The organism is Vibrio sp. 1CM2L (genome assembly GCF_023161695.1).
Classification (GTDB): Bacteria; Pseudomonadota; Gammaproteobacteria; order Enterobacterales; family Vibrionaceae; genus Vibrio; species Vibrio coralliirubri.
The window spans coordinates 1,195,808-1,218,805 of record NZ_JALNTT010000001.1; the positions used below are offsets into that span (position 1 = coordinate 1,195,808).

25 protein-coding genes are annotated in these 22,998 nt (G+C 44.5%); 13 read left to right on the top strand and 12 right to left on the bottom strand.

Going from position 1 to position 22,998, the window contains the following annotated elements; translation table 11 throughout:
- The first annotated feature begins 197 nt into the window (after window positions 1-197).
- The 5 genes from MSG34_RS05145 to phnE (MSG34_RS05165) all read left to right on the top strand — a co-directional run bounded on the left by MSG34_RS05145 (window position 198) and on the right by phnE (MSG34_RS05165) (window position 5,272).
- Window positions 198-1,418: a glycerophosphodiester phosphodiesterase family protein gene (locus MSG34_RS05145; RefSeq protein WP_172378326.1), complete on the top strand. Its 1,221-nt coding sequence runs from the start codon at window positions 198-200 to the stop codon at window positions 1,416-1,418.
- A gap of 300 nt (window positions 1,419-1,718) precedes the next feature.
- Window positions 1,719-2,759, top strand: coding sequence for a phosphate/phosphite/phosphonate ABC transporter substrate-binding protein (phnD, locus tag MSG34_RS05150; RefSeq protein WP_017054845.1), 1,041 nt, complete (start codon window positions 1,719-1,721; stop codon window positions 2,757-2,759).
- Window positions 2,760-2,886: 127 nt separating this feature from the next.
- Complete coding sequence (gene phnC / locus MSG34_RS05155; RefSeq protein WP_004732991.1) at window positions 2,887-3,657, top strand: phosphonate ABC transporter ATP-binding protein; 771 nt, start codon at window positions 2,887-2,889, stop codon at window positions 3,655-3,657.
- Complete coding sequence (phnE, locus tag MSG34_RS05160) at window positions 3,645-4,469, top strand: phosphonate ABC transporter, permease protein PhnE (protein ID WP_248336472.1); 825 nt, start codon at window positions 3,645-3,647, stop codon at window positions 4,467-4,469. The genes phnC and phnE (MSG34_RS05160) overlap by 13 nt, the downstream gene beginning before the upstream one ends.
- Window positions 4,469-5,272 (top strand): phosphonate ABC transporter, permease protein PhnE, encoded by an 804-nt coding sequence (gene phnE / locus MSG34_RS05165; protein ID WP_048663773.1) that lies wholly within the window; start codon window positions 4,469-4,471, stop codon window positions 5,270-5,272. The genes phnE (MSG34_RS05160) and phnE (MSG34_RS05165) overlap by 1 nt, the downstream gene beginning before the upstream one ends.
- A gap of 125 nt (window positions 5,273-5,397) precedes the next feature.
- Here phnE (MSG34_RS05165) and MSG34_RS05170 read toward each other — a convergent pair whose 3' ends face one another.
- The 7 genes from MSG34_RS05170 to MSG34_RS05200 form a co-directional block, all read right to left on the bottom strand.
- Window positions 5,398-5,553, bottom strand: coding sequence for a DUF3012 domain-containing protein (locus MSG34_RS05170; RefSeq protein WP_017061679.1), 156 nt, complete (start codon window positions 5,551-5,553; stop codon window positions 5,398-5,400).
- 239 nt (window positions 5,554-5,792) lie between these two features.
- Window positions 5,793-6,149: a ribosome-associated translation inhibitor RaiA gene (gene raiA, locus MSG34_RS05175; RefSeq protein ID WP_102320895.1), complete on the bottom strand. Its 357-nt coding sequence runs from the start codon at window positions 6,147-6,149 to the stop codon at window positions 5,793-5,795.
- Between the two features lie 338 nt (window positions 6,150-6,487).
- Window positions 6,488-6,955, bottom strand: coding sequence for a hypothetical protein (locus MSG34_RS05180; RefSeq protein WP_248336473.1), 468 nt, complete (start codon window positions 6,953-6,955; stop codon window positions 6,488-6,490).
- 1 nt (window position 6,956) lies between these two features.
- Window positions 6,957-7,364 (bottom strand): hypothetical protein, encoded by a 408-nt coding sequence (locus MSG34_RS05185; RefSeq protein ID WP_048611636.1) that lies wholly within the window; start codon window positions 7,362-7,364, stop codon window positions 6,957-6,959.
- Between the two features lie 60 nt (window positions 7,365-7,424).
- Window positions 7,425-7,919 carry a hypothetical protein gene (locus tag MSG34_RS05190; RefSeq protein WP_048613835.1) on the bottom strand — a complete coding sequence of 165 codons (495 nt, stop codon included), beginning with the start codon at window positions 7,917-7,919 and terminating at the stop codon, window positions 7,425-7,427.
- A gap of 2 nt (window positions 7,920-7,921) precedes the next feature.
- Window positions 7,922-8,407 carry a hypothetical protein gene (locus tag MSG34_RS05195; RefSeq protein ID WP_081228941.1) on the bottom strand — a complete coding sequence of 162 codons (486 nt, stop codon included), beginning with the start codon at window positions 8,405-8,407 and terminating at the stop codon, window positions 7,922-7,924.
- A gap of 22 nt (window positions 8,408-8,429) precedes the next feature.
- Complete coding sequence (locus MSG34_RS05200; protein WP_048611632.1) at window positions 8,430-8,777, bottom strand: hypothetical protein; 348 nt, start codon at window positions 8,775-8,777, stop codon at window positions 8,430-8,432.
- 293 nt (window positions 8,778-9,070) lie between these two features.
- Between MSG34_RS05200 and MSG34_RS05205 the strand changes: the two genes are divergently transcribed.
- Together MSG34_RS05205 and MSG34_RS05210 are read left to right on the top strand one after the other, a co-directional pair.
- Complete coding sequence (locus tag MSG34_RS05205; RefSeq protein ID WP_248336474.1) at window positions 9,071-9,655, top strand: hypothetical protein; 585 nt, start codon at window positions 9,071-9,073, stop codon at window positions 9,653-9,655.
- Between the two features lie 414 nt (window positions 9,656-10,069).
- The gene (locus tag MSG34_RS05210) at window positions 10,070-11,500 is read left to right on the top strand and encodes a Na+/H+ antiporter NhaC family protein (protein ID WP_248336475.1); all 1,431 of its coding nucleotides are present in this window, start codon (window positions 10,070-10,072) and stop codon (window positions 11,498-11,500) included.
- Between the two features lie 122 nt (window positions 11,501-11,622).
- Here MSG34_RS05210 and glgC read toward each other — a convergent pair whose 3' ends face one another.
- Complete coding sequence (gene glgC / locus MSG34_RS05215; RefSeq protein ID WP_248336476.1) at window positions 11,623-12,843, bottom strand: glucose-1-phosphate adenylyltransferase; 1,221 nt, start codon at window positions 12,841-12,843, stop codon at window positions 11,623-11,625.
- Window positions 12,844-13,242: 399 nt separating this feature from the next.
- Here glgC and ompW point away from each other — a divergent pair, with 399 nt between their 5' ends.
- Both ompW and MSG34_RS05225 read left to right on the top strand, forming a co-directional pair.
- Complete coding sequence (ompW, locus tag MSG34_RS05220) at window positions 13,243-13,887, top strand: outer membrane protein OmpW (RefSeq protein ID WP_248336477.1); 645 nt, start codon at window positions 13,243-13,245, stop codon at window positions 13,885-13,887.
- A gap of 202 nt (window positions 13,888-14,089) precedes the next feature.
- Window positions 14,090-15,901 (top strand): choice-of-anchor I family protein, encoded by a 1,812-nt coding sequence (locus MSG34_RS05225; RefSeq protein WP_248336478.1) that lies wholly within the window; start codon window positions 14,090-14,092, stop codon window positions 15,899-15,901.
- Window positions 15,902-16,007: 106 nt separating this feature from the next.
- Here the strand turns inward: MSG34_RS05225 and MSG34_RS05230 are convergent, their stop codons facing one another.
- Window positions 16,008-16,727 (bottom strand): SDR family oxidoreductase, encoded by a 720-nt coding sequence (locus tag MSG34_RS05230; RefSeq protein WP_008216572.1) that lies wholly within the window; start codon window positions 16,725-16,727, stop codon window positions 16,008-16,010.
- Between the two features lie 209 nt (window positions 16,728-16,936).
- On the opposite strand from MSG34_RS05230, the gene MSG34_RS05235 reads away from it, so the two are divergent.
- Window positions 16,937-17,842, top strand: coding sequence for a LysR family transcriptional regulator (locus tag MSG34_RS05235; RefSeq protein WP_248336479.1), 906 nt, complete (start codon window positions 16,937-16,939; stop codon window positions 17,840-17,842).
- Between the two features lie 57 nt (window positions 17,843-17,899).
- Here MSG34_RS05235 and MSG34_RS05240 read toward each other — a convergent pair whose 3' ends face one another.
- The gene (locus tag MSG34_RS05240; protein ID WP_004733017.1) at window positions 17,900-18,238 is read right to left on the bottom strand and encodes a helix-turn-helix domain-containing protein; all 339 of its coding nucleotides are present in this window, start codon (window positions 18,236-18,238) and stop codon (window positions 17,900-17,902) included.
- Window positions 18,239-18,343: 105 nt separating this feature from the next.
- Here MSG34_RS05240 and MSG34_RS05245 point away from each other — a divergent pair, with 105 nt between their 5' ends.
- Window positions 18,344-19,111, top strand: coding sequence for an SDR family oxidoreductase (locus tag MSG34_RS05245; RefSeq protein WP_248336480.1), 768 nt, complete (start codon window positions 18,344-18,346; stop codon window positions 19,109-19,111).
- A 135-nt stretch (window positions 19,112-19,246) separates the two neighbouring features.
- On the top strand, window positions 19,247-19,900 hold the full coding sequence (locus MSG34_RS05250; protein WP_248336481.1) for a cupin domain-containing protein: 654 nt from the start codon (window positions 19,247-19,249) through the stop codon (window positions 19,898-19,900).
- A gap of 106 nt (window positions 19,901-20,006) precedes the next feature.
- Here the strand turns inward: MSG34_RS05250 and MSG34_RS05255 are convergent, their stop codons facing one another.
- Window positions 20,007-20,645, bottom strand: coding sequence for an NAD(P)-dependent oxidoreductase (locus MSG34_RS05255; RefSeq protein WP_248336482.1), 639 nt, complete (start codon window positions 20,643-20,645; stop codon window positions 20,007-20,009).
- 154 nt (window positions 20,646-20,799) lie between these two features.
- On the opposite strand from MSG34_RS05255, the gene MSG34_RS05260 reads away from it, so the two are divergent.
- Entirely contained in the window at window positions 20,800-21,696 is an 897-nt protein-coding gene (locus tag MSG34_RS05260; RefSeq protein ID WP_248336483.1) for a LysR family transcriptional regulator, read from the top strand.
- A gap of 124 nt (window positions 21,697-21,820) precedes the next feature.
- Here the strand turns inward: MSG34_RS05260 and MSG34_RS05265 are convergent, their stop codons facing one another.
- Entirely contained in the window at window positions 21,821-22,669 is an 849-nt protein-coding gene (locus tag MSG34_RS05265) for a hypothetical protein (protein ID WP_248336484.1), read from the bottom strand.
- Window positions 22,670-22,998 lie beyond the last annotated feature (329 nt).

Consider the following 22,998-nt stretch of genomic DNA (forward strand, 5'->3'; position numbering starts at 1 on the left):
TCGAATGATTGACTGTTTCAAGTGATTGTAATAAAAGAGCTTTAACATCTGGCACAAAGCGTGCAATCCCTACATTGTGGCGTCAGTCCACATGAGGTTATTCGGTATTGAGTCAAAAACATATGACAGCTATCAACACTGAATGATCGAACAAAGGACATTAGAAAAATAATTGCTTGTTGCAAGGAGATACAAACATGAAGCAAATACTGAAAGGTTCGATTGCTCTGATACTCGGTATGAGTTCAATAACGGCATGGGCCGCTGCAGAACCAGCAAACTTAGGACCTCGTCCCCTCTTTTTAGTTAACAATATGGATGAGAGCCCTTTGAAAACAAAGCTGCTCAGTTGTAGCGAAGGACCTTTTCATCGTAGCGATTTTTCTATTGGGCATCGCGGAGCTGCTATGCAGTTTCCTGAGCACACTAAGGAATCCTATTTGGCGGCGATTCAAATGGGCGCTGGTGTCGTCGAATGTGATGTGACCTTCACCAAAGATAAGGCGTTGGTATGTCGTCACTCGCAAAGTGATCTGCACACCACGACCGATGTATTAGCGCATCCAGATCTTGCTAAGAAGTGCTCAACCCCGTTTATACCAGCTAATCCAGCGACAGGCGAAGATGCTAAGGTTGAGTGCCGTACTTCTGATTTCACGCTGGCTGAGTTTAAGACGCTCAAAGGTAAAATGGATGGGGCGAACCCAAAAGCCACCACGGTTGAAGAGTACATGAACGGGACTCCAGGTTGGAGAACCGATCTTTACAGCCAAAGTGGCACACTGATGACACACGCAGAAAGTGCAGCACTGTTTAAAGAGCACGGCGTGAAGGTCACTCCTGAATTGAAATCGGCAGCAGTCGACATGCCTTTCAATGGATTTAGCCAAGAGATGTATGCGCAGAAGTTGGTGGATGAACTGAAAGAAGCGGGTTTCAAGCCTTCTGAGGCTTACCTGCAGTCATTCAACTTGGATGATGTGAAGTACTGGATCAATGAAACGCCGAAGTTCGGCAAACAAGCGGTTTATCTTGATGACCGTGTTTACGAACAAGCGGACTTTGTCGCGTCTGTTGAGAACATGAAAGAACTGCACGATGCGGGTGTGAATATCATCGCACCACCTCTGTTTGCTCTGGTTGATTTAGACGAAAACAACGAACTGGTTGCGTCTAACTACGCCATGCTTGCTAAGGATGCAGACCTCGACATTATCGCTTGGACACTGGAACGTTCTGGCCCGCTAGCGCAAGGCGGTGGTTGGTATTACAAGAGTGTGAAAGATGGTATCAACAATGATGGCGATATGATGAAAATGCTTGATGTGCTGGCACAAGATGTTGGTGTGATGGGCGTATTCAGCGATTGGCCTGCAACGGTAACTTATTACGCAAACTGCATGGACAGCGACGCTTAGGTTCTTCTGAGTGCAGTGTTACACCTGCTAATTATAGCGTTTGTATAGAGAGCGCTTACTAAAGAATAACAAAAGAAAAAGCAGTGAACCAAAGAGCCTTCGGGCTCTTTTTTTACCACTGAAATCGACGGGACAGAAATGACCCAAATGATTGGTTTTGAGTTGGACACGAATGACTCAAAAGATATTAGTTAGTTTGGGGTTTGTTGTAAGTTGTTGAAATTAAATAAATAAAAACATGGCACAAAGGCTGCAATAGCGAAGGTGACTTTCAACAATAAGTAAAAGTAAGGTTTGAATATGAAAATCAGTGTTAAAGGACTGTTAATCGCTAGCTCATTACTACTTCCTTCAATGGCTATGGCAAGCGACTGCTCTAGTCGTGGTGTGTTAGACGATCGATACTGTGATGAAAACCAAGATTTGGTCGCCGATTCACCAAAGAATCCAGATGAGTGGAACGACCCAAGCACGCTTGTGTTTACCTACACGCCAGTAGAAGACCCAGCGCTATATAAAGATGCGTTTGCGGATTTCCAAGCTCACCTAAGTAAAATTACGGGTAAGCGAGTGATTTACTACACAGTTCACTCGAACTCTGCGCAAGTAGAAGCGATGCGTTCTGGTCGACTGCACGTTGCAGGTTTCTCTACCGGTCCAACAGGCTACGCGGTTAACCTAGCGGGTTACGTTCCAATTGCAGTAAAAGGCGATGAGTCTGGTTTCCAAGGCTACAACCTGATCACCATTGTGCGTAAAGACAGCGGTATTAATACAATGACTGATCTGAAAGGCAAAAAGGTTGCACACACTTCTGCATCTTCCAACTCTGGCAACCTAGCTCCACGTGCGTTATTCCCAGCGAAAGGCCTAGTGCCAGATGAGGATTATAAAGTGCTTTACTCAGGTAAGCATGACCAGTCTATTCTTGGTGTTTTCAATGGAGACTATGATGCAGCACCGGTGGCATCAGATGTTTACGATCGTATGGTCGCTGCAGGTCGTGTCGACGATTCTGAACTGAAGATCATCTACCGTAGCCCACGCTTCCCAACGTCTGCTTTTGGTTACGCGTACAACCTAAAACCAGAGCTTGTTGAGAAGATCAACGAAGCTTTCTTTAGCTACCGCTTTACTCCAGAGATGAGTGCATCATTTAAAGGTGCAGACCGCTTCTCACCAATCAGCTACAAAGAAGAGTGGGACGTGATTCGTGATATCGCACACGCGACAGGTACGGCTTACACCAAAGCTGGTCTTAAGAAGCTCGCTGAAAAAGATGCGGCTAAACGCGCAAAGAAAAAAGCAGCTGAGCTAGCAAAACAAGCAAACAACGGCTAGTTCTTGACTCAGTTGGAAGGCTAAGTTTTAGAAAGACTTAGTTCTTTAAATACTTACCTTAACTAAAAATCTATGCCCTCGCGGGTAGGGCATAGTTCATTCTAAAATTCGCACAAGGAAATGCAGTATGGCCGTAGCAAGCTATGAAGGAATAAAGATAAACAACCTTTTCCACGAATACGTGGCAGGCAAGCCAATCCTTAAAGGCATTAATATAGATATCGATGAGCCTGGCATCATCGCGATTATCGGCCCATCCGGTACAGGTAAAAGCACACTTCTACGCTGTATCAACCGCCTTAACGATCCAAGCCAAGGTGAAATCATTTTTGATGGCGCAGACCTGACTCAACTTAAAGGTCAAGCGCTACGCAAACAGCGTCGACATATCGGCATGGTGTTCCAAGAATATAACCTTGTCGAACGTTTAACGGTTATCGAGAACGTGTTGAGTGGCCGTTTGGGTTACATGACTGCTTGGAATGCATGGCGTCGTAACTACTCTGCGCAAGACCTCGCCAAAGCGTTTGAGCTACTTGAGTTTGTTGGTTTACAAGACTTTGCTAACCAACGTGCCGACAGCTTGTCGGGTGGACAAAGGCAGCGAGTTGGTATTGCTCGAGCAGTGATGCAAGACCCTTATATTCTTCTGGCTGACGAACCTACCTCATCACTCGATCCGAAAACCGCAGTTGAGATCATGGAGTTAATGGAGACATTTGCAGAACAGAAAAACATCCCTGTTTTGGTGAACATCCACGATGTGAACCTAGCCAAGCGTTACGCTAAACGTATCATCGGCATGTGTAACGGCAAGGTGCATTACGACGGCAGTCCTGAAGGTATTTCTGAAGAAGATCTAAAAATTATCTATGGGGGTGAATCATGGCTGGACTAACCCCAAGCTCATCGCCAAGCGTACCGTCAAACCAGTCGCCAGCGAAGCACGAAAACCCTTTCAAGGTGTCATGGACAAACCGTGCGATTATCACCGGTATAGTGGCTTATCTGTTTTACAGCTTCTCGACGCTAGGGCTTACCTTTGATCGTTTGATCATCGGTTTTGGTGAAAGTGAGCGGTTACTATCTCGAATGTTTCCGCCTGATTTTTCGCGAACCAGCTTACTGCTTAGTGGGTTAGCGGAAAGCTTACAGATTGCGATTATCTCAAGTTTCTTTGGCATCGCTATTTCACTGTTTCTAGGCTTGCTAGCCGCGAGAAATATGATGCCTTCAATCGTATCAACGCCCATTCGTGGATTTATTGCATTGTGTCGTTCTTTTCACCCAGTGATCATCGCCATCTTGTTTGTGAAAGCGGTGGGCTTTGGTGCTCTGGCTGGGATCTTGACCTTAGTATTCGCATCCATTGGCTTCATCGCCAAGCTGTTCGCTGAAGCTATCGAAGAGATCTCTTTTAAACCGGTTGAAGCGATTAAAGCAACTGGCGCGAGTTTCATTAGCGTGATTCTGTATGCGGTGATGCCTCAGGTATTCACGCGTTTTATTGGCTTTGCTAGCTACCAGTTAGATTCGAATCTACGTAACTCAACCATGGTTGGCATAGTAGGGGCTGGTGGCCTTGGCGGTACATTGTTCTCGGCATTCCAACGTTTTGACTACGACTTCGTCGCGGCTATTTTGATCACCATTATCGCACTGATTCTTGTCGGCGAATTCCTTTCCAACATTGTTAGGAGAATCTTCTAATGACAACTGCATCTATTGATAGAGAGTGGCAGCGTTTTACACCCAACGAACGTGTAGCTCGATTTGCTGTTTACCTTAGCCTTGTGTGCGCCATCGTGTGGTCTTGGCAGACGGTGGAAGTGATTCCTGAGTTCTTATACGACGCACCAGCACAGTTCGCAGATATGTTTGAGCGTATGGTGCCAATGGACTACGGTTTCTATCCTGAATCGATTCACGCTGCGATGATTGAGACGCTGCATATCGCAACGTTAGGTACCTTATTTACCTTGGTATTTGCAATTCCGTTGGCGTTACTGAATGCGCCAAACATTACCCCGAATAAAGCGTTGAACTGGGTTGCTCAATTCTTTCTGGTGTCTTCACGTTCTGTGAACTCATTGGTTTGGGCACTGTTGTTTATCGCACTATTTGGCCCCGGTGTTCTCGCAGGCATTATGGCAATTGCCATTCGTAGTATCGGCTTTGTAGGGAAGCTGTTAGCGGAAGCGATTGCTGAAGTGAACATGGGGCCTATCGAAGCTCTGCGCGCAACTGGCGCTTCTTGGATGAGCATCTTGCTTAAAGGGTATTGGCCACAAGTGATGCCAGCATTCTATTCAATTGTATTGTTCCGTTGGGATATCAATGTGCGTGAATCTGCTGTACTGGGGTTGGTGGGGGCTGGTGGTATTGGCGTGGTGCTAAACGATGCGCAAAACCTTTTTGAGTGGCAAAAAGTATCGATGGTATTGGTGAGTATTTTTGCTGTGGTTATTATCGCAGAAGCTGTAGTGATCCATATCCGTAACAAACTCATATAGAAAGTATGTTGTGTGAAAGTTAAGAGCTTATCTAGCATTTTGAAGCTCAAACGACCCTAGGTACTTCGGTCTACCTAGCGGTCGTTTTTTTATGCGGTGTCTTCCGTATCAAACGGACAACCCGCTTAAAAAATGCAGTGCTTAGCAAAATCGCCCGCTTCATTAGCCGTCCAGTCACCTTTAGGCTTCTCTTTCATATCCGCACACCAAGCTTCACTGCCCACTTCTGTACAAGCCATTAGTTGAGTGGCAAGGAAAAGTATCAATGCGATTTTCTTCATAATAAACATTCCGTTGTGGTCTAAATTTCTGTTTATAACTGTATCAAATACCACAAGTGATTGTTATAGCAGCTAAGAACTTAAGGGCGTTAAAAATGATGTGGGTTTGAGCTGAATGCGAGAAACGGTAAAGAAGGAAGGTTTGCTTGGCTTTAAGATCGAAAAAGCCAGCAACGTGTGCTGGCTTTGAAATTCTTAATAAGTTTCTATTAGTTATTTCGCTTTAACTACTTATCGAGTTAGACCAATTTCATCTCTTGGATGATGTCCGAAGCAATCTCTGGCTTCGTGCTTGTTGGTTTCTCGTGTAGGTCGGCTTTCAATTGTCCCTTACGGTTACTTAGGCCCGCTTCAAGTTTCTTAAGTGCTGCAGCGATAGCTGGGTACATAACATCGTCTGTCGATTTTGCTGTTACTCGTACACCTTCGTAGTTGGTGAATACTTCAACCTGATGTTGACCGTGTTCTTTTGTAATGATGATGTCGCAGCTGATCAGTGATGGAAAATGGTTTGATATCTTTTCGAACTTACCTTCGATGTCTTTACGTGAGTCGTCGTTAATTGATACGTGATGTGTTTGAACGTTTATTTTCATAAATCATACCTTTCCAATGACTGTGTCATTTAAACGTAGCAAACATCGGATAGATTAACCAACTGAGAATTAGCACATGTGTGATTGACTTCAGTGTTATCAAATATTCTCTTGTTACTCCCTTGAAAGTCCGATGAACTGATCGCATATTATGTTTCGTGTTTTAGAGACATGTTCAAAAAAACTCCATCCTTGATAATTTGCGCTAACCTACAGCGAATTCCCAGTGAATCTCTCTTTATCGGTTTTATAATTCCGAACTTGTCACTCCATTGATTTTCTTTCCAGCTCACGCATTTTTTTCTTCTTTGAATAAAAACTCAGCTTAAGTTACTAATTTATAGACACTCAACTGCCCACTCCATATTGAAGTGAAACTCTCCAGCTGTGAGTTGGGACTCGGGTATAGTAATACGTGCTCGAATATCGACTTCTTTATTTGATGCCAGTTGATCGACAGGAAATTCGACGCCCTGACGCCAATAATTAATGTCACCTTCATAACGAACCGGCGTTTCGACTTTGAATCGCACAAGTTCTGAAATACGAGATTCATCAATTGAGCCTAGGTCAATATGTTGCAGTTTGAGCAACAATCGAGAATCTTTGCGATTGGACTCCAGCTTGAGCGTGATGGCTCTGCCATCGTATTCTCGACCAAAACTCATCTCACCTTGGTTATTGATCACTTCTAAACCGCAGCGTTCTCTCACATGCTTTTTAAAGCTTAATGTAGAGTGATTATTGGATGCCAATGTACAGCTAGATAAGCTAAGTAGAACAAACGCGATAACAAAACGTGCCATGCTAGTTCACCATAACGCGGACAATAAAGTCCGTGACCGCTTGTTCAGTAACAGCCACATTACTGATGGTTTGCTTATCTTTGAGAGAGACCTGATAGCTTGAGCTCAGTACAATATCGGCATGATGATATTTGTATTCGACAATAAGATCGCACGTGACACGCTCAGTTTGCTTAATTTCGACGGTAGTCTCGGTGTAGTTAACGCGACTTTCGGTGTCGATTAACTCGATGCTCGACCAATCGATGTATTCAGAATTCGACAACGCATCAAAGATTCGGCGCTGGTGGTTGTCTGAGCCATCGACGCACATTTGATTGAAATGTTCGACTTCTTTCCTATCAAACCCGGTGCTCACGGCATAGGGCGCGATAAATAATATCGCCAAGAATAAAACTAGAGTTTTCATAGTGCCTCTGGGTCAGTAAGCCCTCATGATTAAAGGGCTTACCGTGGGAGAGATGATGGGTTAGTTACACTCAATCTTCCATTTTGTTTTTACTTCGTAATCATCACTAGCATCGAGATTGCTTTCATCAACCGCAACACGAGCGAAAAGATTCATATTGTTATCTTCACGAATTTGATCCCGAGTGATGTCTACACCCGATTCCCAACTAACTGCAGATTGGTCTAGCTCTGTTGTCCCCGTTGACTGGAAAAACACATCGCCTTTTTGAATTTGGCCGTTAAACGATTCGATTTTGATCTCTTCTGCTCGAACTTTGATTCCGTTTCTGTTGCTGACTAACTTTACAGTCGCGTGAGATTCATTGTAACTTTCGCCAAAAGCCAAGTCGGCTTGGTCTTCTGTTGCTTCTATCCCACATTGAGACTCGACAGATGCTGAGAATACAACATCACCTGTTTTGTCATCTTGATGGTCAGGTGGTATGGCAAACGCCGAACCAGTGGAAAATACAGACATGGCAGCTAGGCCAAGTAGTGGTTTTCTATTAAGCATTTTTACTCCGAAAAAGTGGTATTGCTTTGTTTCATCTTCAGCAGGCGATATTTCTCTGCTTCGATTTGTAATAGCTTTAGCTCATGTTCCGCTTGAGCTAGCTCTTCTAAACGTTCTCGCTCACGGAGCTCGAACTCGTAGAGTCGACGACAGTCAACTCGATCCTCACCACCAAATTGGAATGTCACAGCCGCGTATACGCCTGCCTCATCCTGATTTTGGTAGTAATAATTGTTGTAATAGCTGTCGCTATCTTCATTGCCGGTTGATCCGTAGGTTCCGAACTGAACGGTTTTACCTGTGGAAATCGCTTGCTCACATGAAGCCCCTTTAGAAGTTCGAACTCGGTCGGTACCGGATGGGTTAGATACGCTCGGTATCGGGTTTGCAGAAACGGGCAGCGTGAGAGCAGTGCTGCTCAGTGAGGCGATAGCCAGTGCAACGACAGTCAATAAAGCTCTGCGCAGCGTTGTTATGGTTTTTTGCATCGTTAGTACCATTTGAATTGGCTTAATAGCGCTTAAATTTAAGATTGGTGCATACTTCGTAGCTGTTCGGGGAATCCGTCACCATGCGCGTACAAATCTTCTTCTTGGTTGTTTGAGCAGCTGGCGTCTTAACATTGATATCCAGCTCTATCTCTTGGTTTGCATCCAATTGGATCTTGTTTGGAAACTCTTTGTCATCAATTCGCAGGTAGTAATCCGCTTGTTTGGTGTAACGGTTTACCAATAAAAACCTGACCTGTGTTTTGTCGGAGTAGGTCTGAAATTCGGTATTTTTCCACTTGTGCACATTTGCGTTTGCTAAGGAACTGCTCAGCAACAACGCGGCAGCAATGATGTAAATAGCCTTCATGAGAACCTCAAAATGATGATCGAGGTCTCATTTTAGGTTTGTTCAAAGGCAGGACTTACCATTTTGCGCCACTGACATAAGGCTGACAGTACGGTAAAAATGACTGAGATTTTTTAGGTTGAAACTGAAGAGCAGCGAAACTAGACGGGCTGAGATGAGGAGAAAATGGCAAAGTAACTATTTATGATTTCATCACTCAGTATCACAATTACCAATATAAGACGCTGCAGTTTATTGAGGTGTTTGTTAGTACGGGATACTCTAACAACCATCTTCTATTTGGATCCGTTATCATGAAAATGCCTGTTAAATTCGCTGCAATTGCAGCTTCCTTTTCTTTCGCTTTTAATGCTTTTGCTGCGCCTGTTGAGTTTCAGAAAATTCCAGAGATCATGCAGCAATTTGATACTGCAGAGCTGTATGTTAAGAAGTCGGTGACGTTAGGCCGTTTGCCTGCTGAATCTGAAATTGGCGTTGATTTTCCTACCTACGTTTCAGATGGAAAGGGTGGTTACAGCTTAGAAACCAATAATGTAATGACGGACGATGTGGTTATTGCAAGCATGCCGAAAGCGATTGTTGATGATGTTTTCAACCAATGGTTGGTTCCAAAGGATACGTGGATCAGCAGCTATGGTTCACTGCCAACATCGACCACAGAATTTAAGCCGTTTAAGCGCATTAAAACCATCAAAGCGATTAAGATCGATGCTGAGATGTTAGAGCTAATGGGCAGTGAAGATGGCAAAACTGCGGTGATTAAAGTGAGCTGGGATGAAAAGGGTATGAAGGTTTATAAGGATGGCTACTTAGCGGATTATGAGTACGGGATTGCCCCTCATGAAATGCAAGAGAACTACGAGCTAGCCCCTAAGTAACTCTGTTCTATTGCAGAAAAGCGCCTAGCTTATTAGTGGGCGCTTTTTTGTTGCTCACCAAAATATGACGAAAATCACACTTTTCTGACAATTCATGACTCGTTGTGCTAGTATGCGCCGCTTGTCTTTGTAATTGATAAAAAACGCATTACTAAAACAGACTTTTCTGTTTACCTGCTTGTAATGACCTCATTCAGTTTGGCCTGACTTGGCTGAACATCTGCATTTTGCTCGGACGCAAAGAGAGTAGCACTCACTACTTCACTATGTACATTTGAGAGCACCATCTATCAAAGGCCTTTTTGATACAGCCTAAATTAGCGCGAACTTAGTTCAGCGTGAAGGGTTTCGTTTTTCCAAAAATCCCTCTCGGCGGCTAAGTGAACCTTAGTTGCTGACAAATAAGGAGTCTATATGACGACTACGGTATCCACATCCGTACCTACATCTCAAGCTGGTAACACAGCGCCGACAGAGAAAGAAGTAAACCACCCGTTTCTCTCTTTGGTTATCATGGTGATCGTTGCTGCAATCGCAACTTACTTCATCCCTGCTGGTGAATTCGAGCGAGTGGTCATGAATGGCCGCACGGTTATCGACCCAGACAGCTACACACAATTGACCAGCAACCCAACAACATTAGCCTCTTTTTTCGAATCATTTTTTAAAGGCTTCAAATCCGCTTCTGGCGTGATGGGCGTTGTGGTATTTGTGGGTGGTGCTTTTGGCATTATCAAACACATGGGTCTGTTAGACGCATCCGTTGTTGCGCTAACCACTAAGTTAAAGAAGCAGGGCTTGTACGTGATTGCACCTGTGATCATGACGGCGATCTTCTTCAACGTTACCTTCACCGGTATGCGTGAACTTGATGTCATCTTTATCTCTTTGATGATCCCGATCTGTATCAAGCTTGGCTATGACGCGATTACGGCACTTGGTGTTGTTTTACTGGCAAGTTGTGCAGGTTTCGCCGCCGCTTTGGCTAACCCATTCTTTACGGGTATCGCACACACTATCGCTGAACTGCCTATGTATTCAGGTATGTGGTACCGCTTTATTGTTGGCATGTTCATGTTGCTAACGGGTGCGTGGTATGTGCTTAACTACGCGCGCAAAGTTAAGCAAGACCCAACCAAAGGCTTGTTGCACGGTACGGGTTATCACTACGAATCTAACGTTGAAGCGAAAACACTGACCACACGTGAAAAGCTTGCGGGCATCGCGTTCTTGGGCGTGTTCGTATACATGATCTTCGGCACGTTGACGATGGGTTTCGGCTTCACTGAGATTGCAGGTGCATTCGTGGCGATGGCGATCATTCCGGGTTTGGTGGCGGGTTTATCTCCGAACAAGATTTGTGAGTATTGGACCAAAGGTGTTAGCGACGTATTGGTGGCGGTACTGATCATCTTTTTCGCTCGTTCAGTGCTAACTATTATGGAAGACGCGAAGATTGTTGATTCAATTATCTTCTATCTTGCACAGATCATTTCTGGTAGCTCTAAACTTGTGGCAGCAGCAGGGATCTACTTCTCGCAGGCTGCGATCAACCTATTCATTCCGTCTGGCAGTGGCCAAGCGGTGATTACCATGCCAATCATTATTCCGTTGGCTGATATTGGTGAAGTGACTCGTCAAGTGGCGGCACTGGCTTCTCAATTGGGTGATGGTATTTCTAACTATATTTACCCAACCAATGGTGGCTTGTTGGCGGTATTGGCTATAGCAAAAGTACCTTACACCAAGTGGGTTCGTTTCTTCCTACCGCTGTTTTTGTTCTGGTCGGTGGGCGCTTTGGTTTCCGTTGTGATTGCTCAAATGATCGAACTAGGTCCTTTCTAAGGTTTCTGTTTAACCGAATACATGGACAGTTAAGGCTTAACTGAAGCCGTGTAAGTAAATAAGAAGGCAGCGAGTTCGCTGCCTTTTTTTCGTTTAAAGAAAAGCCATCCCAACGTTAAAGGTTACTCTTCAAATTGGTAAGAAGAGGGCACCACAATCACGCCTTGTTTTGATATGTGGAAGCGTTTCGCATCGGCAAGGCTATCAACACCGATCTGGGTTCCGTCAGGCACCTTAACGTTTTTATCGATGATGCAGTTTTGTATGTGGCAATTTTTTCCAATCTCAACATCTTCAAACAAAATACTATCAATCACAATCGCGGCATTACTGACTTTCACTTTAGGGAAGAAGATAGAGTTTTGCGCCGAGCCGCCTTCAATTACAACGCCATTTGCTATCATCGAGTTGATGAATATTCCTTGGTTACCTTCAACCGAAGCAATGGTTCGTGCGGGTGGCAACTGCGGTTCGTAAGTACGAATTGCCCAATCAGGTTGATATAAATCGATTGGCGAAGCTGGCTTTAACAGGTCCATGTTGGATTGGTAATAAGAATCGATAGTACCAACATCTCTCCAGTACGCATCTTGGGTCACACGGCCTTCTTCATCCCCAAACTTGTATGCGTAAACACTGTTGTTGTCGACCAATTTCGGAATGATGTCTTTACCAAAATCGTGGCTTGAGTTCGGATCTTCGGCGTCCGCCAGTAGTGCTTGTGTTAGTACCTCTTTATCAAAGACGTAAATACCCATTGAAGCCATGCTTCGAGTCGGCCTACCAGGTACACATGCAGGGTAACGCGGCTTTTCGGTAAAGTTATTGATCTCTAGAGATTCATCTATCTCCATCACACCAAACTCTTTGGCTTCATCAATTGAAACCTCCATGCACGCCACGGTTAGGTCGGCCTCTTTCTTTTTGTGCTGCTTGAGCATTGGTGCGTAATCCATGCGATAGATATGGTCACCGGATAGCACCACCACATGCTTGGCTTCACTACGAGAAAGCAGATACAAGTTTTGATAAATTGCATCGGCAGTGCCGCTGTACCAGCTATCACCGGTTCGCATTTGTGGGGGAACATTGGTGATGTATTCGCCGAGCTCGGGGTTAAGCACCGACCAACCATCTCTTAAATGTTTTTGCAAAGAGTGAGACTTGTACTGAGTCAGCACCAAAATTTGGCGTAGCCCGGAGTGTAAGCAGTTCGCGAGAGTGAAATCGATGATTCGATATTTGCCACCAAAGGGTACCGCAGGTTTTGCACGGTTATCAGTGAGAGGGGAAAGCCGAGAGCCAACACCGCCGGCCAGAACGATTGTTAGAGTGTCTTGCATGATCAGAACCTCAATGTATTTATGATTATGAACATAGACTTGCAAGCACTAAGCCAAATGTAACTCATTGAATATTATACGAGGCGAGATTGATTCTTGTTGCTCTGCACCAAAATGAAGCGTTCGAGATATTGGCTTGCTCTATTTTGATCCAAAGAGAGCTGAGCAAAGTGACGGGATTGAATTAACAAAATGATGCACGGAAAAGTTGCATTACAAAACTGTCAATAAAATGAAGGAATAAAGTGATCGGGTCGATATAAATTTACATAAATAATCACAACTTTTCACAAATTGATTTCCATCAATAAAGTAGGGTTATTCTATGCTACCTTGCACGCAAAATAAGAAATGATTACTCATTCACCAATGAAATGAAGCCCTCAAAAGGAAATTATAATGAAAAAAACAGTATGTGGTATTGCAGTTATTGCGGCTCTTATGTCAACCAATGTTCTTGCTCATAAAGAAGGTGATTTCATCATCCGTGCAGGTGCGGCAACGGTATCTCCGAACGACAGTAGCGGCGCTGTACTTAATAACCCTGACCTAGAATTCTCGGTTGATTCTGATACTCAGCTTGGCCTGACTTTCGGTTACATGTTCACTGACAACATCAGTTTTGAAGTATTGGCAGCAAGCCCATTTTCTCACAGCATTTCTGTTAACGGTTTAGGTAAAATTGCAGACACGAAACACCTTCCACCAACGTTCATGGTTCAATACTACTTCGGTCAAGCGAACAGTGACTTCCGTCCATACGTGGGTGCTGGCCTTAACTACACAGTGTTCTTTGATGAAGGATTGAATGCTAACGGAAAAAATGCAGGCCTAACGGATGTTTCTTTGGATGACTCTTGGGGACTTGCTGCGAACATCGGTATCGATTACATGATCAATGAAGATTGGTTCCTAAACGCATCGGTTTGGTATGCTGACATCGGTACTACAGCTAAATACTCTGATATCAATGGGAACAACTACTCAACAGACGTTGATATCGACCCATGGGTATTCATGATTGGTGGTGGTTACAACTTCTAATCTCCCTATTCAGTTTACTAAAGGCGCTCAAGCATCAGCCAGCTTGGGCGCTTTTTTTTGCTTGCTTGTTAATGAAATACCTAATCCAACTTATTATCGCTATGGGTAAGGGAAACTCATTGTCGTCATTTATTGTTAATAAAAGGGAAAGATAAGTGTCATAACAGCCCTCTATGATCGCGATTCAAATTATGGAGGATATATGAATCGTAAATTTAATAAGCTGACATTATTACTGCCTATCGCGGTAAGTTCTGCTCTAGTAGGCTGTTCTCAACCAACATCACCAACGACTGCTACGCCATCTCAAACATCACTTGATGCTTTTAGCCTTCAATGCCAATCCATCGAGCAGCCAAGCGCTTCCAATGCTGAGGTAACTGGAATCAGCCTAGTTGGTCGTTCAATTGCCGACGCCCCGTTTGATACTTCTGCAGCCGAAATCGTCAGCTACGATTCATGTACCGACAAGCTTTATGTTGTGAACGCTCAAGCTCAAAAAGTTGATGTGTTATCAATGAACTCGGCTAGCGAACCAAGACCTGAGGGCTCTATTGATCTTCAATCAGCGGCTGCAGCTTCTGGTATTGATATTGGTGCAGCGAACAGTGTGTCGATTCATCAAGGATTAGTTGCTGTCGCGATTGAAAATACTGACAAGCAACAAAACGGCATCATTGCACTTTATCGTTCAGACACGTTAGAGCTGATCACTACTTATACGGCTGGTGCATTACCGGACATGGTGAGCTTCTCGAAAGATGGTCGCTACATTGCCTCTGCAAATGAAGGTGAGCCGAATGCGGATTACAGCATTGATCCTGAAGGTTCAGTAACGCTGGTGGATTTAACCAAGGGCCCGTTGCAAGCGACAGTCACTCAAATTGATTTTAAGGCATTTAATCAAGGTCAGCCTCGTCATGCAGAGTTGACCGACAAGGTTAGAATCTCTGCGCCGAATGCAACAGTTGCTCAAGATCTTGAACCGGAATACCTAACGTTTGCGGATAACGGAAAACTCTACGTTGCCCTTCAAGAGAACAACGCGTTGGCAGCGATTGATGTGGCGAGTGCACAAGTGGATGCGATTCTTGGACTAGGCGGAAAGCCTTGGGATAACGCTAAGCTAGATGCGTCAAACAAAGACAAAAATATCGGTAATCTACAAAGCTACGCGATGTTAGAAGGTCTCTACATGCCAGATAGCATCACTAGCTACAGTGTTGAGGGCAACACCTACATTGTGACTGCGAACGAAGGTGATGGTCGTGAATATGGCATCAAGACCACGCAAAAAATGTGTGATGAGAAAGGTTTTGAGTGGGACGGTGACGATTATCAAGGCACCGAAAACTACACTACAGAAAAAGACTTTTGTATCGCTTATGTCGATGAAGTGCGCGGCAAGAAGTTAGATGTTGACGCTAACCACCCATTAGCTGGCGCATTGAAAGACAACAAGCAACTTGCACGTCTTAAAGTGATTAAGCCACAAGGGACACTCGCTGCTGACCAAAAGGTTCAAGCATTCGGCAGCCGTTCTTTCTCTATCTGGGATGAGTCAGGCGAGTTAGTGTTTGATAGCGGCGATGATTTTGCTCGAATCGTACTTGAGCAAGATCCTGCAAACTTCAACAGCACCAATGATAACAACCAAAGCGGTGACGATCGTAGTGATGATAAAGGCGTAGAACCTGAAGCGATCGAAGTGGCTGAGATCAACGGTAAGCACTATGCCTTTATTGGACTTGAGCGCCAAGGTGGCATCATGGTTTACGACGTAACGCAGCCTAAGAGTGCAAGTTTCATCAGTTACTTGAACAACCGAGACTTTACACAACCAGTATGTACTAAGGTTGATGAAGACGGTGATTGCGACAACGATACTTACAACGCTAAAGCGGGTGACTTAGGCCCAGAATCAATCAAGTATTTCACTCGCTCTGGTAACCACTTTATTGCGGTTGGCAACGAAGTGAGTGGTAGCACATCAGTTTACCGCGTTGAGTTCTAATCTCGCTTATCGCTAACAATTAGATTGAATCAAAACAAAAGCGCCACTACTTATTCAGTAGTGGCGCTTTTTGGTTCATCGCTTATTTAGTAGCGATAGCAAAGGCCTATGGCTGTTGCTTAGTTGGTGCTAGAGCAATCTCACGGATACATACGTTCTGTGGTTGTTGGTAAGCGAATGATACAGCGCGAGCGATATCGTCAGCTGCCAATACGCCGCCCATGTCTTCTTTCCAAGAGTCGTAACCGTCTTTGATCTCTTGAGATGTTGTGTGAGACAGAAGTTCTGTTTCTACAGCACCCGGTGCGATAGTGGTAACACGAACATTTGAAGCCGCTACTTCTTCACGAACGTTCTCAGAAATAGCGTGTACCGCGAATTTAGTACCACAGTAAGCCGCGTGGCTTGGGAATGTTTTCTTACCTGCGATAGAGCTGATGTTGATGATAGTACCTGTGTTGCGTTCCATCATCGGAGCAAGTACAGACTGCATGCCGTTTAGAAGACCAATCACGTTCACATCGAACATTGTCTTCCACTCTTGTGCGTCTTGAGTATCGATTTGACCAAGAAGCATTGCGCCAGCGTTGTTGATAAGCGCATCGACAGGGCCAAACTTCTCTTCACCTTGTGCGATAGCTGCATCAAAAGATGCTTTGTCTGTTACGTCTACTTTCACAGATAGAGAGTTTGGTAGGTTCAGCGCTTCAAGGCGGTCAATACGACGAGCTAAAAGTAGCAGAGGGTGACCTTCATCGCTTAGACGACGAGCGATTGCTTCACCAATACCAGAGCTTGCACCTGTAATTACGATTAGTTTTTTCATTTTATTTCCTCTGTACTTTTATTGCGTCGGTTGGTTACGACGTGTTGTTTAAGTGCATTCGAATCAAGTGCTTGTTGCCTTGCTTCGTTGCGATGGAGGTATATTAAGGAAAATAGCATTGTTGATATATAGCGCTTTACTTGAAACACTGTTGCTGTGGTGCAACAATAAAACGTCTATCTCATCACTTCATTAGTAAGCTGGCGACTATGCTCAATCAAATTAACCTGTCTGATATTCGCTCCTTCGTGCTTATCGCTCGTTTAGGTAATTTCACCAAAGCGGCTGAGGAGTTGGATGTGTCTCGTTCCCACGTATCACGCCAAGTGAGTAGCCTAGAAAAGCAGATGGGTGTGACACTGTTTATCCGCACCACTCGAACCTTGAGGCTGACTCACGCAGGGCAAGATCTGTACGCAAGATGTGAACAAGCCTTAGATAATATAGACCAAGCTCTGATTGCTGCTGTGGATGATGTCGAAGAAGTACGTGGCGACATAAAAGTAAACTGTGTTGGCGGTTATTTGGGTGAGGTGATCATCGCGGATCTAGTCAATGAGTTTATGCAGCTCTACCCAGACATCAGCATCAGCCTTGATTTCAGTAGTAACCGAGTCGATTTGATTGAAGACGCGTTTGATATCGCTTTTCGTATGGGAAGCCTTGAAGATGCGGGCTTTATCGCGAGAAAGCTTTTGGACATCGAGATGGGAACACTTGCGAGCCCTGAGTATTTTGCTCGCAAAGGAAAGCCAAACCATCCTAAAGATCTCATTCACCATGACTGCTTAACGGGGTCTGTGCGTAAGTGGAGCTTTCAATCGCTAGACGACACCAAGAAAACGGTCGATGTGCATGTGACGGGCAGACTGCAATGTAAAAATGGCCGAGTGTTGGTACAAGGCGCGAAATCGGGCAACGGAATTATTCGTGTACCAACCATCTATTGCTTACAAGAACTGAACGACGGGCAATTGCTGCAAGTGTTTGAAGAATGGGTGGTGCCGAAAGTGGACTTTTCAGCGATCTATCATCGAGACCGCTATCAACCGAGCCGAATTCGAACCTTTATTGATTTTGTGAAAGGCCGTTTTGAGCAAATGCCAGTCAGCTAAATGGCGCGTGCTGCCTACCTTCCTCCTTCTTTTGGCAATAGTTGGACGGGCTTGGGCTTACATCTCGTCGATTTCGTTTTGTAGGTTTTCCAGTTGGTCTAGAATCAACAAGAACTTCTCGCCGAACGGCGTCACTTGGTATTCAACTCTTGGTGGGAGTTCGTTGAACATCTGCTTATCCAAAATCCCAAACTCAACATTTCGCTTCAAGCATTCATTCAAAACCTTGGTCGATAACCCTTCGACCGAGCGCACCATTTCACCGGGGCGATTAATGCCATTTGCCAGTAATTGGTAAACCGTTAGCGACCATTTACAGCCGTAGATGGTTTCTACCATACGAGCTGAGCGCTCTGGTGCAGATTTTCTTGAAAAAAAGTTTTCCTGATTTTTCATAAAGATGTACCAATAAGTACCTACCTAACCGATTTGTACTTACTATTCATAGTGTTAGTTCAAAGCCTAAGATTACCACGTTCACATGACTTAGGAGATAACAAAATGAACTTCACTAAAAATGGTATTGCAGTCGTAATTGGTGGCACAAGTGGTATGGGCTTTGAAACCGCGAAGCAGTTAGTCGCTCAAAACATCCATGTGTTGGTGGTCGGCAATAACCCAACTAAGTTAGATAAAGCGGTGTCAGAACTTCAATCACTAGGCCACGCTTCTGGTTGGCAAGCTAACCTTTATGATGATGCAAGTGTGTCTCGCCTTATTGCGCATTTAGAGTCGCTCGAAGAAGGTATTGGTTACCTTGTTAATGCTGCAGGTTACTTCAACCCTAAAGCGTTTATTGAGCACCAAGAATCTGATTACGAGCAATACATGCAGCTTAATAAAGCAACCTTCTTCATTACTCAAGCGATAAGTAAGTTGATGATTCAGAGCGGCGGCGGCAGTGTGGTTAACGTTGGTTCTATGTGGGGTAAGCAAGCAATTAAAGCGACGCCATCTTCTGCCTATTCAATGGCTAAAGCTGGCCTGCACGCATTAACACAACACATGGCAATGGAACTGGCTGAGCATAACATTCGCGTGAATGCAGTGTCTCCGGCTGTGGTTAAAACACCGATTTACGAATCTTTCATTAAACCGGAAGAAGTGGATCAGGCGCTAGAAGGCTTTAATGCGTTCCACCCAATTGGTCGAGTCGGTTTGCCGAAAGACATCGCCAATAGCATCTCTTTCTTACTGTCAGACAGTGCAGATTGGGTAACGGGTGCAATCTGGGATGTTGATGGCGGTGTGATCGCTGGCCGCAATTAATCAGGATTCTTTTTAGGTGGCTGTCGCGCAGGCAAAATGGCAGCGAGATGGCCTCCTTGATGAGTATTCGCGTAGAATAGAAACGAGAAAGACAACAATAATAATTAAAACGATAACAAGAGTAAGGTCGCCATTATGTTCAACATGGACTTTTCAAAAAAGCTGGTTATTGAAACCGAATCATTAGACTGGATTGCAAGCCCTGCCAAAGGGGTATGGCGCAAGCCGCTTGAAAGAGAAGATAAAGAATCAGGTCACACGACCAGCGTGGTGAAGTACGATCCTGAATCTTCGTTTTCTGAGCACCCACACCCACAAGGTGAAGAGATCTTCGTATTAGATGGCGTGTTCTCTGATGAAACTGGAGATTTCCCTGCCGGCACTTATATCCGTAATCCCCCGGGCAGTGCGCATTCTCCATCAAGCAAAAATGGCTGCACGATCTTGGTGAAGCTCAACCAGTTTGACGCGAGGGACTTAACTCAAGTTCGCATTAATACTCTAGAAACAGAGTGGCTTCCGGGTATTGGTGGTTTACAAGTGATGCCACTGCATGAATTCGAGCACGAGCATGTCGCTTTAGTGAAGTGGCCTGTTGGCGAACGTTTTCAGCCACATCGTCATTTTGGTGGTGAAGAGATCTTTGTGTTGTCTGGCACCTTTAAAGATGAACATGGTGAGTATCCAAAACACACATGGATGCGTAGCCCTCATATGAGCGAGCATTTCCCTTATGTGGAAGAAGAGACGGTTATCCTAGTGAAAACGGGTCATTTACCACTGATATGATGATTATTTCGATGAACAAAACAGAAAGCCGCTTCGTTTAAGTAAGCGGCTTTTTAACGTTTATCTCTATGTGTCTATGATTTTTCGTACCTAATGAACGGGGAAACTAGTAAGCGACACCAATACGTTGGCGTGGGAACTTGCCCGCTTCTAGTTCATCAATCATCGCGATAGCATAGTCGCTGACGGATATTTTGCTGTTGCCATCTTCGTCGGTGAGCAGTTGGTCGCCACCGGTACGGTAGGTTGATAGTTTCTCGCCCGGGAAGATTTCTGCTGCTGGGCTAATGAACGTCCAGTTAACCTCGCTGTTAGACTGTTTGAACACTTCAAGAGCTTCGCCTTGTGCTAGCGCTTCGTTTTTATGCTCTGCTGGAAAGTCCGGAACGGTAACTAACGGTACGTTTGGCGCTACTTCTAATGAACCCGCACCACCTACCCAAAGTAGACGTTCGATACCAATGCTTGGCAGTGTATCAAGCAGCTTAATTGCTGTGCTTTTTACGATGTCGTGATTACCTAGGGCACGTCCGCCAATCGAAGCAATAACCGCATCAACGCCTGAGAAAGACGTCGCTAGACTGGCTGCTTCATCTTGTAAATCAAATGAACGAACCTCAACATCGCTGATTTCTACACGGCTTGCATCTCTTACAACAGCAACAACCTCGTGTCCGCGAGCTTTAGCTTCTTGAGCGATGTGACTACCAATCCAACCTGATGCGCCTAATACTGCAATTTTCATAATGTAACTCCAATTATCTGATTTATTGAGTCTGTTTCTCGACAGCTATTGCAGTCTAATAGCTCACTAGGTTGCGATAAATATCGTAAAATGATGTAGATTGTATCTATATAGTTAACTAATAGGCTTGGTTCAGTGGATAAGGGAAAGTGTGATGGATAGATTGACGGCGATGCGTAGCTTTGTTGAAGTCGCAAATTGTGCCAGTTTCACTCAAGCAGCAGAGCATTTGGATATGAGCCGTTTACAGGTTTCACGCCATGTTCAAGAGATCGAAGGGTGGCTAAAACAGCGGTTGTTGCACAGAACCACTCGTAAGGTGAGTTTGACCGTGGCAGGAGAGGTTGCCTTACAGCGCTGCGAGAAAATCCTCCATGAAACGGCAGAGTTAGAAGTTACTTCACTCAATCAAACCGATGCTCTTTCCGGAACTATTCGCATAGCTGCTCCGATTGGTTTGACTCAACACATGTTGTTGGATGTGGTTGAACAGTTCACAGAGCTTCATCCCAATATCACGGTAGAACTTTTTGCTTCTGACCGTTTTGCTCAGTTGGTGGATGACAGAATCGATATTGCGCTGCGTTATACCGACCAACCTGACGATAGCTTGATTGCTCGTAAGCTAATGGAAATTGATTCGGTGGTGTGTGCATCGCAAGCTTATTTAGACAAACATGGTCAACCTAAAACAGTCGAAGCGCTTCGACAGCACAATTGTTTTCGCCATTTGAGTGTCTCTAAGTGGGATTTCGTTAAGGATAATCAGCATTTTTCGGTTGAGGTGTCTGGCACTATCAAAGCTAATGATGTTGGGGTATTAACCCGCGCCGCGCAACATGGAAAAGGGATAGTTCGTTTGCCCTGTGATTTAGCCAACCCACTGATTGCGGATGGCAAATTGAAACGAATTTTGGATGATTTTGTTTCACCGAGTAGTGTGCTTTGGGCTGTGTATTTGTCTCGTAGTTATCAGCTGCCTGTTGTTCGTCAGTTCATTGATTTTGCAGCAGAAGCTTGGTCTAGCGATATCAAGTCTGGCGATGTTTGAAGTGGCATAAATGCTTACCCACATAAATCTACAACCCATAAATACAAAAATCCGATATCAAAGGTGATATCGGATTTGAACTCAATAATTCAGAGTTCCAGCACGCTCTCCTCTCACGAAGTCTTTACATGTAATGATGTACGGATAATCGGGTATTCATCACCTTTTCGTTTACGTCTGGTAAAGGCTGATACAAGCTTCTAGTAATGTCGGATAATACTTGGTCGTAAACTTGTGACACGACGCTAGAAATATCACTGGTTAATTCGTACATGCTATCTGCTGGTTGGGTCGCTTCAGTACTTGATGCGATCTCGGTAAGTGCATGCATCGCACGTGTACAAATGGGTGATCCACTGCTGATAGGGCAGATAATCGATAATTGGTTAAGTTTGCGGTGCGTTTGAGATGCGTAGAATTTGAATCTCGCATACTCCTCAGGCTTCTCCATATCAGGTATGCACATACGTAACTTGGTCAGGATTTCCATGCAGTCTAAGATCTGTTGCCAATTCATGTGATACTCACGGCTCATGTCTTCTCGCTCAGACTGAATCAGCCAGATGATCATCACTTCATCCATCAAGAACATGCTATGGCGAATTGTTTTGCCATGAATCGATTGGTTACGCACCAAGCTGCGGTTTTGCCAGTCACTGTGCATGGCAATGAGCTTAAGGTGATAGATGCGATACATAGGGCGGCTATCAAACGACACATGGGACTGAAGCAGCTCAGAGACTTCAAGTATGTTGTCGTAAATCTCGTTCACTTTGCGAATCGACTCACTAGACAATTTATATGCTAGAGCGTAATGCGTTGCTGCGCGGTGTTTGCGTGATAACAACAATAATTCTCTAAGCAGAACTAAGGTTTCAAACCGGTGTGATAGCGCTGTTTGTCTCTTCCTTGAGAAATGAAACAGGGCCGCAAGTACTAATAAGGATAAACCCACTGAAATAACTACAAACATATTCAACTCCTAATATTTGTATACCTACTTAGTGGTAGTGCAGACGCCGTGCCAAAATAAATAAGTGTTATATTTCAGTTGTTTACGATTTTTCTGTAATTATGGATGATCAATGATGGTGCATGACTTCACCATTCGAGTGAATATTTCTCATATTTTGCAGGATTTTTTGAGAGGTCAGTCGTGGGCGATGAGATGGATCTTAGATTTCAGTGTAGGAAATGAAGAAGGCCTCACCCTTTATATACTTTTAACTAGAAAAAGCAGTAAGAGTGAGGCCTTTCAATGTTCATTTCTGAGTTTCGTTAGCTTAAGAGCTAAGCGTTTAG

Coding starts and splice junctions, on each gene's coding strand:
- MSG34_RS05145 (WP_172378326.1), top strand. CDS start 198: ATGAAGCAAATACTGAAAGGTTCGATTGCTCTGATACTCGGTATGAGT.
- phnE (WP_048663773.1), top strand. CDS start 4,469: ATGACAACTGCATCTATTGATAGAGAGTGGCAGCGTTTTACACCCAAC.
- MSG34_RS05195 (WP_081228941.1), bottom strand. CDS start 8,407: ATGCAAAAAACCATAACAACGCTGCGCAGAGCTTTATTGACTGTCGTT.
- ompW (WP_248336477.1), top strand. CDS start 13,243: ATGAAAAAAACAGTATGTGGTATTGCAGTTATTGCGGCTCTTATGTCA.
- MSG34_RS05245 (WP_248336480.1), top strand. CDS start 18,344: ATGAACTTCACTAAAAATGGTATTGCAGTCGTAATTGGTGGCACAAGT.
- phnC (WP_004732991.1), top strand. CDS start 2,887: ATGGCCGTAGCAAGCTATGAAGGAATAAAGATAAACAACCTTTTCCAC.
- MSG34_RS05235 (WP_248336479.1), top strand. CDS start 16,937: ATGCTCAATCAAATTAACCTGTCTGATATTCGCTCCTTCGTGCTTATC.
- MSG34_RS05205 (WP_248336474.1), top strand. CDS start 9,071: ATGAAAATGCCTGTTAAATTCGCTGCAATTGCAGCTTCCTTTTCTTTC.
- MSG34_RS05210 (WP_248336475.1), top strand. CDS start 10,070: ATGACGACTACGGTATCCACATCCGTACCTACATCTCAAGCTGGTAAC.
- phnD (WP_017054845.1), top strand. CDS start 1,719: ATGAAAATCAGTGTTAAAGGACTGTTAATCGCTAGCTCATTACTACTT.
- MSG34_RS05200 (WP_048611632.1), bottom strand. CDS start 8,777: ATGAAGGCTATTTACATCATTGCTGCCGCGTTGTTGCTGAGCAGTTCC.
- raiA (WP_102320895.1), bottom strand. CDS start 6,149: ATGAAAATAAACGTTCAAACACATCACGTATCAATTAACGACGACTCA.
- glgC (WP_248336476.1), bottom strand. CDS start 12,843: ATGCAAGACACTCTAACAATCGTTCTGGCCGGCGGTGTTGGCTCTCGG.
- MSG34_RS05250 (WP_248336481.1), top strand. CDS start 19,247: ATGTTCAACATGGACTTTTCAAAAAAGCTGGTTATTGAAACCGAATCA.
- phnE (WP_248336472.1), top strand. CDS start 3,645: ATGGCTGGACTAACCCCAAGCTCATCGCCAAGCGTACCGTCAAACCAG.
- MSG34_RS05225 (WP_248336478.1), top strand. CDS start 14,090: ATGAATCGTAAATTTAATAAGCTGACATTATTACTGCCTATCGCGGTA.
- MSG34_RS05240 (WP_004733017.1), bottom strand. CDS start 18,238: ATGAAAAATCAGGAAAACTTTTTTTCAAGAAAATCTGCACCAGAGCGC.
- MSG34_RS05230 (WP_008216572.1), bottom strand. CDS start 16,727: ATGAAAAAACTAATCGTAATTACAGGTGCAAGCTCTGGTATTGGTGAA.
- MSG34_RS05255 (WP_248336482.1), bottom strand. CDS start 20,645: ATGAAAATTGCAGTATTAGGCGCATCAGGTTGGATTGGTAGTCACATC.
- MSG34_RS05180 (WP_248336473.1), bottom strand. CDS start 6,955: ATGGCACGTTTTGTTATCGCGTTTGTTCTACTTAGCTTATCTAGCTGT.
- MSG34_RS05185 (WP_048611636.1), bottom strand. CDS start 7,364: ATGAAAACTCTAGTTTTATTCTTGGCGATATTATTTATCGCGCCCTAT.
- MSG34_RS05260 (WP_248336483.1), top strand. CDS start 20,800: ATGGATAGATTGACGGCGATGCGTAGCTTTGTTGAAGTCGCAAATTGT.
- MSG34_RS05190 (WP_048613835.1), bottom strand. CDS start 7,919: ATGCTTAATAGAAAACCACTACTTGGCCTAGCTGCCATGTCTGTATTT.
- MSG34_RS05170 (WP_017061679.1), bottom strand. CDS start 5,553: ATGAAGAAAATCGCATTGATACTTTTCCTTGCCACTCAACTAATGGCT.
- MSG34_RS05265 (WP_248336484.1), bottom strand. CDS start 22,669: ATGTTTGTAGTTATTTCAGTGGGTTTATCCTTATTAGTACTTGCGGCC.